This is a genomic window from Caballeronia sp. AZ10_KS36, from assembly GCF_023631105.1.
Taxonomy (GTDB): domain Bacteria; phylum Pseudomonadota; class Gammaproteobacteria; order Burkholderiales; family Burkholderiaceae; genus Caballeronia.
On the sequence record NZ_JALQDQ010000025.1, the window covers coordinates 479,379 to 491,842 of the forward strand.

The following is a 12,464-nucleotide window of genomic DNA, read 5'->3' on the forward strand; positions in this document are numbered from 1 at the left end:
CGGCCCTCACCGCGACATAAACGACATTGCCGAAAGGCAATTGAGCGTGCGAACGACATGCTCGGCGCTGGGCGCATCGAAGGCGAGCGTCACCGCGTCGATGCGTTCGAGCGACGGCCACTGGCAGAAAAGATCGGCGAGCGCGCTCGTCTGAACACGCAGTTCGCAGTGTCGTGTCGAAGGTCCTTGGCGCGTGCCTAAGCGCTCGTGCGCCGCGCCTTCGACGACCTCTTGCGCCGCGCGACGGATCGCTTCACACGCCGCAGCAGGCGTTTGCGTGACGCCGCTGGAATAGCCGTGCGCCGATTTCACGCAGACGAAGCGCGCGCCTGCGAACAAGGGCAAGGTCTCGGCGCCGAAGACGTCATCGCCGGTCAGCAGCGCCACGCGAGCGCCGCGTTCTTCCGCGAGCCGGCCATAGAGCGCCGCCTCGCCGGCCTCTTCGCCGTCGATCATCACGCGTGCGAACGCCGTGCTGTTGATCGTATGCGCGAGAATGCCGCGGCTTTGCGCCCGCGCGTGATAGCCGACCATGAACACCAGATCAGGCGATGCTTCGAGGCCCGCCATCATGCCTAGCGTGCGTGGCTTGCCGAGCACGAGCCGCACGCGTGAATCGAATGCATCGGGCATTAAGTTTCGAAAGCCGCCATGCGAATCGTTGATCCATACTTCAGACGCGCCGCCTTCGAATGCACCTTCGGCCGCCGCATTCGCTTCATGCGTCATCCAGCGTCGCGCCTGCTCGTACTCCGCGTTGCCGGGCCGCGTTTGCTCGGGATGAAAAACCCCTGCGATGCCTTCGATGTCCGTCGAGATCAGCACTTTCATGGCGTCGGTTTCAATGCGTCCGTGAGAGATAGCCGCCGATGCCCGTTGCGGCCGGTCACGGTCTCCGCGCTGAAGAGCGCATCGAGAATGGCTTGTTCGATGCTGTCGGCAGCCGCCTGAAACAGCGGATCGAGCCGCGCGTCGGGAAGCAGAGGCGGCAGCGTGACGAATGCGGCGTGGTGCGGCACGGTGTACGCCGTCGAGAACGCGAGCGCAATGTCGCCGCTTCCATGGCCATAGACCGAGCCCGTGCGCGCGAGGCCAGCGGCGGCGCGCATTGCCATGCGTCGCAACTGTCGCGAGTCCAAAGGCGCGTCGGTTGCGAGCAGCATGATGATGCTGCCTTGCTCCGGCTTCATCCGGCTTTGCACGGCCGCGTGCAGCCCGAGGCCGACGCGCTCGCCCGCTATCGTGAGCTGCGGCAAGCGCCCGAAGTTCGCGAGCACGAGCGCGCCGACAGCATAAGCGTTCCCGCCGATATCGACGATCCGCGACGCCGACCCGATGCCGCCTTTCAGTTCGAAGCACGACATGCCACGCCCCGCGCCGACCGCGCCGCGTGCGAAGTCTTTCGCACATCCGGCGAGTGCTTCGCGGTAGTGCGACTCTTCGACGGCGAACGCCTGCAAGTCGTTCAGATAGCCGTCGTTGCACTCGAAGACGAGCGGATTGACGCTCGGCCACTCTCGCCCTATCTCTGTATCCACTTCGCACGCCGAACGAATCTGCCCCGCTGCAACGGCGCCGACGGCGAACGTATTCGTCATAGCAATCGGTGTTTCGAGCACGCCGAGTTCATCGACTTGCACGAGGCCGACGCTCTTGCCGAAGCCATTGATCACGCACGCGGCGGCGGGCACTTTCTCGCGATACAGATCGCCGCCGTGCGGGAGCACCACGGTCACGCCGGTCTGCACGTCGCCGGCATCGAGCGTGCAGTGCCCCACCGTGACGCCCGCGACATCCGCTATCGTCGCGCGTGCGCCCGCTCGCAATGTGCCGATATGCGGTGCTTTCCTCACGGCCGGTCCAGCTTCGGATCGAGCGCATCGCGCAAACCGTCGCCGAGCAGATTGAACGCGAGCACCGTGAGGAAGATCGCGAGGCTCGGGAAGATGGCGACGTGCGGCGCCATCGCCATGTCGGCGCGCGCTTCGTTGAGCATCGCGCCCCACTCCGGCGTCGGCGGCTGCGCGCCGAGGCCGAGAAACGAGAGGCTCGCCGCCGTGATGATCGACGTGCCGATGCGCATCGTGAAGTACACGACCACCGATGAAATCGTGCCCGGCAGAATATGTCGCACGATGATCGTCCAATCCGACGCGCCGATGCTGCGCGCCGCTTCGATATACGTCAGATGCTTGAGCGCGAGCGTGTTGCCGCGCACGAGCCGGGCAAACGCCGGAATGCTGAAGATGGCGACCGCGCACACCACGTTCACCATGCCGTTGCCGAGAATCGCGACCACGCCGATCGCGAGCAGAATGCCGGGAAAGGCGAACAGCACGTCGGAGATGCGCATCACGATGCGGTCCCACCATCCTTCGTAATAGCCTGCGAGCAGGCCGAAGAACGTGCCGATCACCGCGCCGATCACGACCGACAGCAAACCGGCCGTTAGCGAAATGCGGCTGCCGACGAGTATGCGGCTGAGAATATCGCGCCCCAGCGAATCGACGCCGAACCAGTGCGCAGCCGACGGACCCGCGTTGAGCGCGTCGTAATCGAAGTAGTTCTCCGGGTCATAAGGCGCGATATACGGCGCGATGATCGCGATCACTATCAGCAGCAAAACGAACACCGCCGCGACCATCGCGACATGCTGCTGCCTGAACTTGCGCCAGAACTCGGTCCACGGCGTGCGGACGTTCTGCTGCGCGTCGTGTGCGGCTTGCACGGTTACGCTCATGCCGTCCTCACTTGAAGCGAATAGTCGGGTTGATGACCGCGTACAGCACGTCCACCACCAGATTGATGACGATGAATTCCAGCGAGAACAACAGCACTTCCGCCTGAATCACCGGATAGTCGCGCATCTCGACGGCATCGACGAGCAGGCGTCCGAGGCCCGGCCAGTTGAACACCTTCTCGACCACGATGGAACCGCCGAGCAGGAAGCCGAACTGCAGGCCCATCATGGTGACGACGGGAATCATCGCGTTGCGCAGGCAGTGCTTCACGATGACGATCGGCTCGTGCACGCCCTTCGCGCGTGCCGTGCGCACGAAGTCTTCGCCGAGCACTTCGACGAACGAAGCGCGCGTAAAGCGCGCCATCACGGCGGCCACCGCCGCGCCGAGCGTGAGCGACGGCAGCACGTAGCTTTGCCACGTGCCATCGCCGACGATAGGCAGCCAGCCGAGCTTCACCGAGAAAATCTCCATCAGCAGCATGCCGAGCGCGAACGCGGGAAACGAGATGCCCGAGACGGCAAGCGTCATGCCGAGCCGGTCGGGCCACCGGTTGCGCCATACCGCCGACACGATGCCGATGCTCATGCCGAACACCACGGCCCACGCCATGCTGGCGAGCGTGAGCCACAGCGTCGGCATGAAGCGCTCCGCGATTTCGGTGCTCACGGGGCGCTTGCTTCGCGTCGATTTGCCGAAATCGAAGTGCGCGACCTTGCCGAAGAAGCTCGCGAGTTGCTGCGGCAGCGGCTTGTCGAGGCCGAGGTCCGCGCGAACGAGCGCAACGGTCGCTTCGTCCGCTTCGGCCCCGGCTGCGAGCCGCGCGGGATCGCCCGGCAACAGATGCACGAACATGAACACCAGCACCGCGACGATGAAGAGCGTCGGCAGCAGCCCGAGCAGGCGTTTGGCAAGGAAGTTAAGCATCGCGGGTCTTTACTTGATGGCGATCTCGTCGAAATTGAACGAGCCGTCCGGCATCACATACGCGCCGGAAAGACGCTTGCTGCGCGCGTACACGACCTTCTCCGTCACGAGGAAGATCCACGGCGCGTCGGCCCAGATGCGTTTTTGCGCATCGGCATAGAGCGCGGCCTTCTCGTTGCGGTCGGTGGTGGCGAGCGCCTTTTGCAGGTCGGCGTCGACGCTATCGTTCTTGTAGTACGCGGTATTCGCGAGCTTCGGCGGAAACGATGCGCTCGACAGCAGCGGCGAGATGGCCCAGTCCGCTTCGCCCGTCGACGACGACCAGCCGATGTAGTACATGCGCACCGGAGCCGTCGCGGGATCGGGCGCGCTGTCGACGCGCTGCACGCGCTGCCCCGCTTCGAGCGCCTCCACCGACGCCTTCACGCCCACCTGCGCGAGCTGCTGCTGCACGAACTGGATGATCTTCTGCGCGGTCGTGTGGTTATAGCCGGACCACAGCGTCGTTTCGAAACCGTTCGGATAGCCCGCTTCCTTCAACAGTTCACGCGCCTTCGCGGGATCGTACTTCCACGGGCCGGTCTTCGTCGCGTAGTCGACGCCCGGCGGCACGACGCCTTCGGCAGGCACCGCATAGCCCGCGAACGCGACCTTGACCAGTGCTTCCTTGTTGATCGCGTAGTTCAGCGCCTCGCGCACCTTCGGATTGTCGAAGGGCTTTTGCTGCATGTTCATGCTGATGTAGCGCTGAATGATGGAAGGCGCGGCGATCAAGTCCACCTTCGGGCTCGACTTCAGCGTGGCCGCCTGCTCGAACGGCACCTGGAACGCAAAGTCCGCTTCGCCCGTTTGCATGAGCGCGGCGCGCGTGTTGTTATCGACAACCGGCTTCCAGTCGATCATGTCGATCTTCGGATAGCCCTTCTTCCAGTAGCCTGCGAACTTCTTCACCTTCAGGTCGTCGGTCTGTTTCCACTCGACGAATTCGAACGGCCCCGTGCCCACCGGATGAAACGCGATCTCCTTGCCGTACTTCTTGATGGCGGTCGGCGAGATCATCACTGCGGACGGATGCGCAAGCACGTTGATGAACGCCGAAAACGGAATCTTGAGCGTGACCTTCACCGTGTACGGATCGACCACTTCGGTCTTGTCGATCTTGTTGAAGAGGTTGTAACGCTTGAGCTTGTTCGCCGGATCGGTCACGCGGTCGAAGACGGCCTTCACGGCTTCGCCATTGAAGTCGGTGCCGTCGTGGAACTTCACGCCCTGGCGCAGATGAATGGTGTACACCTTCGCGTCGGGACTCGCCTCGTAGCTCGTCGCGAGGACGGGCTGAATCTTCATGTCCTTGTCGAAGCCGAAGAGCCCTTGATAGAACGACTTCGCGACCGCCTGCGAGAGCGTGTCGTTCGCATCGTACGGATCGAGCGTCGTGAAGGTCGAGGCGACCGCCATGACAGCGGTGCTTTGCGCGTACGCGGACACAGGACCGAGCGCGGCGAATGCAGCGAGCCCGGTGAACGCACCGGCGGTTAGAAACGCGCGCAACGGTGAAGGACGAGAGGACGGCATCGTGAGGCTCCTTGGCTTGACGTTATGGTTCACAACGATGGGGTGCGGTATCGGCTCAACGATCAATAAGCGCCGCCGACATGATGCTCGGCGACGTAATGGCCTGGCCCGACAGCAACGAGCTTTGCGACCACCGGTTCGTCGCCGAGCTTGCGAATGGGGCTCGGGATTTCGTCGGCGGCCAGCATGCGTTTCGCGTGACGGCGCCCGGGATCGGCCACGGGCACCGCGCTCATCAGCTTTCTCGTGTACGGATGACGCGGCGCTTCGAATACCGCGGCGCGCGGCCCGATTTCGACGATCTGCCCGAGGTACATCACCGCGACGCGATGGCTCACGCGCTCCACCACCGCCATGTCGTGCGAAATGAAGAGGTAGGCGACGCCGAGTTCGCGCTGCAAATCGAGCATCAGATTCACGATCTGCGCGCGCACGGAGACGTCGAGCGCGGAGACGGACTCGTCGGCGATCACGACCTTCGGGTTCAGCGCAAGCGCGCGAGCAATGGCAATGCGCTGGCGCTGCCCGCCTGAAAACTCGTGCGGATAACGCTGCGCCGCTTCGGGCGGCAAGCCCACTCTTTCCAGCAGCCAGTCGACGCGCGCCTGCGCTTCCTTGCCGCTCGCGACACCATGCACGAGCAGCGGCTCCATCACCGAAAAACCGACCGTGAGACGCGGGTTCAGCGATGCGAACGGGTCCTGAAAAATGAACTGGATGTTACGCCGCAATGCTTGCAGCTCGGGGCCTTGAAGCGCGCTGATGTCGCGTCCGTCGAATTCGATCGACCCGCTCTGGCTTTCCACTAAGCGCAACAGCGAGCGCCCGGTCGTCGATTTTCCGCAGCCCGATTCGCCGACGAGCGCGAGCGTTTCGCCGCGGCGCAGATCGAAGCTCACGCGTTCGACGGCATGCACCGCCGCAGTCATGCGCCCGAAAATGCCGCTTCTCACAGGAAAGCGCGTGACGAGATCGCGCACGCGCAGAATCGGCTGACTGGTTTCATCGACGGCGGGTTGGACTTCGTGCTCCACTGCCGCCGATGGCCGCAGCGCGCTTGCGTCGTCGGGAGCCACGTCTGCCGGAGCGACTTCGAGAATCGGGAACTTGGCGGGACGGTCGGTGCCGCGCATTGCGCCGAGCGTCGGCACAGCAGCGAGCAATGCCTTCGTGTAGGCATGCTTCGGGCTCCGAAACAGTTCGTCGGATCGGCCCTCTTCCACTTTCTCGCCGCGATACATCACCAGAACGCGGTCCGCCACTTCCGCCACCACGCCCATGTCATGCGTGATGAAGATCACCGCCATGTTCATCTCGTCCTGCAAGCCGCGCACGAGTTGCAGAATCTGCGCCTGAATGGTCACATCGAGCGCGGTGGTCGGTTCGTCGGCAATCAGCAGCGCGGGCTTGCAGGAAAGCGCCATTGCGATCATCACGCGCTGGCGCATGCCGCCCGACAACTGATGCGGATAACGCGCGAATACGCGGCGCGCTTCGGGAATGCGCACGAGATCGAGCAGCCGCAACGCTTCGGCGCGCGCCTCTGCGCGGCTCTTGTTCTGATGCAGCGCGATGGCCTCGGCAATCTGGTCGCCCACCGTGAACACCGGATTGAGCGATGTCATCGGCTCCTGAAAGATCATCGCGATGTCCGCGCCGCGCACGCCGCGCATGGTGGCCGACGACGCGCGCGCGAGGTCGAGCACCTGTCCGTTGCGCCGACGAAACGCGATGCTGCCCGATGCAATCGAGCCGCCGCCATGCTCGACGAGCCGCATCAATGCCAGCGACGTCACGGATTTGCCCGATCCCGATTCGCCGACGATAGCGAGCGTCTCGCCGCGATCCACGTTGAACGTGATGTTGCGCACCGCTTCCACGGTCCGCGAGCGCGAGCGGAATGTAACGGACAGATCGCGCACGTCGATGACGCGCGAGTCCGGTAGGGTCGGCGTCGCACTCATGAGCGGTAGATGGCCGTGACCGCCTGTTCGCCGACTCGCGCGAACCCGCGATACATGCCGTCGGTGTTGAACGGCAGCGTGACGTTGCCGTGCGCATCGACGGCGATAAGACCGCCGCGTCCGTCGATGCGCGGCAGCTTCTTCATCACGACGTCTTCCGCAGCGGCCTCGAGCGTCAGCCCGCGATATTCCATCTGCGCGGAGACGTCGTAGGCCGCGAGCATGCGGATGAACATTTCGCCCGTGCCGGTCGTCGATACCGCGCACGTCGCGTCGTTCGCATAGCAGCCCGCGCCGATCAACGGCGCATCGCCGACACGGCCCGCCTGCTTGTTGGTCATGCCGCCCGTGGACGTGGCCGCCGCGAGATGGCCGCGTGCATCGAGCGCCACTGCGCCGACCGTGCCGAACTTCTTCTTAGGATCGATGGGGTCGTCCTCGCCGCTCTCCTGCGACTGCTGCGCGGCTCGCGTGGCCGCATCATGATCGAGCAGCGTGCCGGACTTGCCGCGCGCGTTGAGCCATTGCTGATAGCGCGCATCGGTATGAAAGTACGACGGATCGACGAACTGCAGCCCTTGCGCCTGCGCGAACGCCTCGGCGCCTGCACCCGTGAACATCACGTGCTCGCTCACGTCGAGCACGCGGCGCGCGGCGAGCACGGGGTTCTTCACGCGCGTGACGCAACTGATTGCGCCGGCGTCGAGCGTCGCGCCGTCCATGATCGACGCGTCCAGTTCGTGCGTGCCCGCTGCGGTGAACACCGCGCCGTGGCCCGCGTTGAAGAGCGGACAGTCTTCGAGCAGGCGCACGGCTTCGGTCACGGCATCGAGCGCGCTGCCGCCATCGGCGAGCACGCGCTGGCCCGCGCGCAGAATGTCGCCGAGCGCGGCGTGGTAGCGCGCTTCGGCGTCGGTGCTCATGGCCGAGCGCAGGATCGTGCCCGCGCCGCCGTGAATGGCGATGACTGGAATGGCGCTCATGTTTCGCGCGGCTCCGTGTGAGGGGGTCGTTTGGCGGATGCGCGACGCGGCGCGCGCGCAGGCGTAGCTGGCGGCACGGTCGCGGCGCCGTTCAACATCGGCGGCGCGACGAGCCACGGCAGCACGAATTCGGTCAGGCCCGATGCCGCTTCCACCGAGCGTTTCGCGCGATGCGCGACTGCGTCGCACAGTGCTTCGATGACGGCAAGCACCGCCGTATCGCAATTGGCGGCAAGGCGGCGCTCGGCGCGGATCGTCAGTACGAGGTCCGCGATGCACGCGAGCGGCGATGCGCCGCTGTCCGTGAGCGCCACGACGCGCACGCCCCGCTGCCGCGCTTGCCGTGCGAGCGTGATGGTGTCGTCGACATAGCGCGGAAATGCAATGGCGACGAGCACGTCGTTGCGCGATGCGGTGAAGAGCCGCCGCGCCGCATGCGACGGCCCGCCGTGAAGCGCGAGCGACTGCACGTTCGCGCAGTACGGCGTGAGGCCGTGTTCCATGAGACCCGCAAGAAACGCGCTAGCGCCGTATCCGAGTACGAACACGCGCTGCGCGCTCAGGACGGCCTCGACGAGCGCTTCGGCCTTCGCGGCATCGACCGAATTTTGCGCGAGACGCACGTTGGCCGCTGCCTGCGCGAGCGACGATTCGAAGACTTCGGCGCCGCTCGCCGGCGATTCGAGCGACGAGCGCAGACGTTCGACCGGCGCGATGGTCGCCTCGAAGCCGCGAACGAGCGCCTCGCGGAATGCGGGATAGCCCGAGAAACCGAGCGCCCGCGCGAAGCGGTTCGCCGTCGCGATCGAGGCGCCGACGGCGTCCGCCAGTTCGTCGATGCGCATGGTCGCCGAGCGGAACAGATTCGCCAGCACGAACGCGCCCATGCGCTGATGAATCGGCGTGAGCATCGGCATGGCGGCGGCGATGCGCGTCGAAATCAGCTCGTCGGCATTCGCGGGCGAAACGGCCGGTGGGCGGCGGGACATACGAGGGCGGCAGGCTGCTCGGAAGTGGTGATGAAAGTATGTTTACCCAAAACCGACGCCAAAAAAAATTCATTTTCATCGGACTGGGGTTTTCGATAAGGCGCATTCGCCCGTCGATCGGCCCTTGCATGTTCATGCACAATACGGGACGCATCACTTCCTTGGCCGTGATCCACGCATGAATCTCGACTGGCTTCCAGACACGCTTTCACGACATCTTCCGACGCAGCCCTGGGCGCAACTGCTGCTCGGGCTCGCCGCTCTCTTGGTCATCGCCGAGTTCGCGCAATGGGTCATCGCGCGCGTGCTGCTCCGGATCGCGCATCGGCTTCTGGTGCTGGCCGGTCATGCGGCGTGGGATCAGGCGTTCATCCGGCATCGCGCGTATCACCGGCTCTGGTATGCGGCGCCGTTCGCGGTCGTCGCGCTCGGCATCGGCGAAGTCCCGCATATCGGACACTGGGCGACGGCCGTGGCACGCGTCGCGCACGGCGCGGCATGGGTGTGCGTGTTCCTCGCGACGGGGAGCGCGCTCTCGGCGTGGCAGGACGTCTACGCCGCGAGCAAGGAAGCGCAGACGCGCTCGATCAAGGGCTACATTCAGATCGGCAAGCTCGCGCTCGCGCTGATCTGCTTCGTGCTGGTGCTGTCCATTCTCATCGACCGTTCGCCGCTCTGGATGCTCTCCGGGCTCGGCGCGCTCTCCGCCGTGCTGTTGCTCGTCTTCAAGGACACGCTGCTATCGCTGGTGGCGAGCACGCAGCTCACGTCGAACGACATGCTGCGCATCGGCGACTGGATCGAGATGCCGCAAGCGCTGGCCGACGGCGCGGTGAAGGACATCGCACTGCATACGGTGAAGGTCCAGAACTGGGACAACACGATCACGACTGTGCCCACGTACAAGCTCTTTTCGGAGAGCTATCGCAACTATCGGCACATGTTCGAATCGGGCGCGCGGCGCATCAAGCGATCCATGCGGATCGACGCGCAATGCGTGCGCTTTCTCACCGATGACGAGACGCAACGCATGATGCGCTTTCGTCTGTTGCACGATTATCTGCTGCAAAAGCAGACGGAAGTCGAACAGGCGAACCGCAACCTCGGCGAACTCGCGGCGGAGCCTGCGAACCGGCGGCGGCTCACGAACATCGGCACGTTCCGCGAGTACGGGCTCGCGTACCTGAAGCATCATCCGGAGATACGGCAGGACCTGGCGATCATGGTTCGCATGATGGAGCCGGAATCGGAAGGCATTCCGGTCGAGGTCTATTGTTTCACCGCGACGACCGCGTGGACGCAATACGAGCGCATTCAGGGCGACGTGTTCGATCATCTCCTCGCGATCCTGCCCGAGATGGGCCTGCGGCTCTATCAGGCGCCCTCGGGCACCGACTTCGCCGGCGTCGCCGGGCGTCTGCGCGGCGAAATGCCGACGCTCTGAGCCTCCGAGTTTTCTGCCGGAAGAATCAGGCAAGAATCGTCCAGTTTTGTGTATTCACGCATCGCGCGCCGGTCCTTACGATGTGACCATTCGCCGATGCGCCGTCCGGATTGCCGCCCGCGCATCGCCATCCATCGCGAACAAGGAAAACTCACCGTGATCGATCGCGTCCATGCCATGCGTGTCTTTACGCGTGTCGTCGATACGAACAGCTTCACGCGCGCCGCCGAATCGCTCGGCATGCCGCGTGCAAGCGTCTCGACGACCGTGCAACAACTCGAAGCGCTCGTCGGCGTGCAACTGCTTGCACGCACGACGCGGCGCCTGAACCTGACCGTCGACGGCGCCGCCTACTACGAACGGTGCGCGCAGATTCTCGCCGACATCGACGAACTCGAATCCGGCTTCGGCGCGGGCGAAGAACGGCTGCGCGGACGGCTGCGCGTCGAGATGCCGGATACGGTCGCAACCTCCATCGTCGTCCCCGCGCTGCCGGAGTTTCATGCACGTTATCCGCAAATCGAACTGTCGATCGGCATCGGCATTCGCAACGTGGATCTCGTCGGCGAAGGCGTCGATTGCAGCATTCAGCTGGGCGAATTGCCCGATTCGGGCTTGATCGCGCGGCGGCTCGGCATGCTCGAACAGGTGACCTGCGCGAGCCCCGCCTATCTGGAGAAGCACGGCACGCCCGCGACCCTCGACGAACTCGCGCAGCACGTCGCGGTGAACTGTGTCCCCGAGAAAAGCGGCCGCCCGGCGGACTTCGAATTCGACGTGGACGGCAAGCCGTTCACCGTGAGCATGCGCGGCTTCGTGCAGGTCGCCGACGAGCACGCGTACCTCGCGTGCGGGCTCGAAGGGCTCGGCCTGATTCAGCCGCTTTCCATCGCGGCGCAGCCGTATCTGCGCTCCGGCCAACTGCGGGAAGTGTTGCCGCAATGGAAATCGCCGCCGCTCAAGGTGTCGGTCGCGTTCCTGAAAAGCAGGCAGGCGACGCCGCGCGTTTCCGTTTTCGTCGACTGGCTCGCGGAATTGTTCGAGCGCTCGCAACAGATGGACGACACGCTCACGAGCCTGTATCGCGCGGCACGGCGTCGGCCGGAGGAAACGGCGGACGCCTGAGCCCGCCGCCTTCGGTCTAGCGAACGGGCGTGGCCGCGTCCTCGCCCACCACTGTGTTCCATTTGCGCACTTCCCAGCGTTCGACCAGTTTGTTCGTCACATACGGATCGTTGCGCGCGAACGCTTCGGCGGCGGCGGGCGAGTCACCCTGAAACAGCAGCATCGCCCGATCCGCCGGCGCGTCCAGCGCGCCCGCCAGCACGATCTCCCCGCGTTCGACCGCTTCCCACGCCAGCTTCAGATGCGCATCCCGAAACTGCGCGCGGCGGTCCAGATAGTCCGCGCACAGGTGATAAATCAGCAGATAGTGCATAAGCATGTCTCCTTTCTCGAAGTCGTGTCATAGCCCGAACGGCTATCCGATGCTTTTCTGCCCCGTTTGCGGGCAATTTTAAGACTCAATCAGAACCGTCTGATCGTCAATCGTTACAAGATGGCACATGATGCGCGGGTACTCGAATCAGGACCCTCCCATGTATCGCGATCAACCTCCCTGCAACACCTGCGCGAAGCACGATTGCCGCTCTTGCGCGTGGACCTCGCCGCTCGACGCATCGTATCGCAGATTGATCCACGCTCAATCCGTCTTGTCGCTGCTCGCCGTCGCTGCGCGCAATCTTGAAACGCCCGCCGCGAAGCCGTCATGGTTCGGAGTCGTGAAGGCGCGCCTTGCACGCATCTTTTCGGATTCGTCCGCGCGTTCTCGCTGAAAACGA

11 protein-coding genes are annotated in these 12,464 nt (G+C 64.5%); 2 read left to right on the forward strand and 9 right to left on the reverse strand.

Translation table 11 applies throughout. The features are described from left to right. Positions 1 to 6: 6 nt before the first annotated feature. From NCR35_RS17665 to NCR35_RS17700, 8 genes are all read right to left on the reverse strand, one after another. Positions 7 to 831, reverse strand: a complete 825-nt coding sequence (locus NCR35_RS17665) for a M55 family metallopeptidase (RefSeq protein WP_250535379.1) — start codon at positions 829 to 831, stop codon at positions 7 to 9. After that, complete coding sequence (locus NCR35_RS17670; protein ID WP_250535380.1) at positions 828 to 1,853, reverse strand: DmpA family aminopeptidase; 1,026 nt, start codon at positions 1,851 to 1,853, stop codon at positions 828 to 830. The genes NCR35_RS17665 and NCR35_RS17670 overlap by 4 nt, the downstream gene beginning before the upstream one ends. Next, a complete protein-coding gene (gene gsiD, locus NCR35_RS17675) occupies positions 1,850 to 2,740 on the reverse strand; it encodes a glutathione ABC transporter permease GsiD (protein ID WP_250535381.1) in 891 nt (296 codons plus the stop codon). The genes NCR35_RS17670 and gsiD overlap by 4 nt, the downstream gene beginning before the upstream one ends. A gap of 7 nt (positions 2,741 to 2,747) precedes the next feature. Continuing rightward, positions 2,748 to 3,668, reverse strand: a complete 921-nt coding sequence (gene gsiC, locus NCR35_RS17680) for a glutathione ABC transporter permease GsiC (protein ID WP_175941194.1) — start codon at positions 3,666 to 3,668, stop codon at positions 2,748 to 2,750. Positions 3,669 to 3,677: 9 nt separating this feature from the next. Then, on the reverse strand, positions 3,678 to 5,243 hold the full coding sequence (gene gsiB / locus NCR35_RS17685) for a glutathione ABC transporter substrate-binding protein GsiB (protein ID WP_250535382.1): 1,566 nt from the start codon (positions 5,241 to 5,243) through the stop codon (positions 3,678 to 3,680). Between the two features lie 62 nt (positions 5,244 to 5,305). Beyond that, positions 5,306 to 7,207 (reverse strand): dipeptide ABC transporter ATP-binding protein, encoded by a 1,902-nt coding sequence (locus NCR35_RS17690; RefSeq protein WP_250535383.1) that lies wholly within the window; start codon positions 7,205 to 7,207, stop codon positions 5,306 to 5,308. Beyond that, the gene (locus NCR35_RS17695) at positions 7,204 to 8,190 is read right to left on the reverse strand and encodes an isoaspartyl peptidase/L-asparaginase family protein (RefSeq protein ID WP_250535384.1); all 987 of its coding nucleotides are present in this window, start codon (positions 8,188 to 8,190) and stop codon (positions 7,204 to 7,206) included. Before NCR35_RS17695 ends, NCR35_RS17690 begins: the two co-directional genes overlap by 4 nt. Beyond that, entirely contained in the window at positions 8,187 to 9,179 is a 993-nt protein-coding gene (locus tag NCR35_RS17700) for a MurR/RpiR family transcriptional regulator (protein ID WP_250535385.1), read from the reverse strand. The genes NCR35_RS17695 and NCR35_RS17700 overlap by 4 nt, the downstream gene beginning before the upstream one ends. Before the next feature lie 178 nt (positions 9,180 to 9,357). On the opposite strand from NCR35_RS17700, the gene NCR35_RS17705 reads away from it, so the two are divergent. Together NCR35_RS17705 and NCR35_RS17710 are read left to right on the forward strand one after the other, a co-directional pair. Next, positions 9,358 to 10,623 carry a mechanosensitive ion channel family protein gene (locus NCR35_RS17705; RefSeq protein ID WP_250535386.1) on the forward strand — a complete coding sequence of 422 codons (1,266 nt, stop codon included), beginning with the start codon at positions 9,358 to 9,360 and terminating at the stop codon, positions 10,621 to 10,623. Positions 10,624 to 10,779: 156 nt separating this feature from the next. Next, complete coding sequence (locus NCR35_RS17710; protein ID WP_244849960.1) at positions 10,780 to 11,748, forward strand: LysR family transcriptional regulator; 969 nt, start codon at positions 10,780 to 10,782, stop codon at positions 11,746 to 11,748. A 16-nt stretch (positions 11,749 to 11,764) separates the two neighbouring features. Here NCR35_RS17710 and NCR35_RS17715 read toward each other — a convergent pair whose 3' ends face one another. Continuing rightward, positions 11,765 to 12,061 carry a YciI-like protein gene (locus tag NCR35_RS17715; protein WP_250535387.1) on the reverse strand — a complete coding sequence of 99 codons (297 nt, stop codon included), beginning with the start codon at positions 12,059 to 12,061 and terminating at the stop codon, positions 11,765 to 11,767. Between the last annotated feature and the right edge of the window lie 403 nt (positions 12,062 to 12,464).